Consider the following 239-nt stretch of genomic DNA (forward strand, 5'->3'; position numbering starts at 1 on the left):
CATCATCGTCTTTCTGTTCTTCTGGCATTGCGGCGTTCTGAATGTCTTTTCCAATCTGTCTTGCCTGTGCCTTGATCCATTTTTCGTCCAGTCCAAAGGCACCTAGTATTACTTTCTGGGTAGCTGTGACTGCGTGATCGAGCTTATAGTTGCCATTTGGCTGGCGTATCAGCTCAATCTTTTCGAGCTCTTTCAGTGCCGAAGGTACGCTCAGATAGTTAGGCTTGCCCGGCATTTCG

Annotated in this window: 1 pseudogene; it reads right to left on the reverse strand. The window is 48.1% G+C overall.

The window, feature by feature from the left end:
• Nucleotides 1-239 (reverse strand): annotated as a pseudogene (locus FD23_RS09865) (IS1634 family transposase); the annotation flags it as partial.

This window comes from Lactobacillus delbrueckii subsp. delbrueckii DSM 20074 = JCM 1012, assembly GCF_001433875.1.
GTDB lineage: Bacteria > Bacillota > Bacilli > Lactobacillales > Lactobacillaceae > Lactobacillus > Lactobacillus delbrueckii.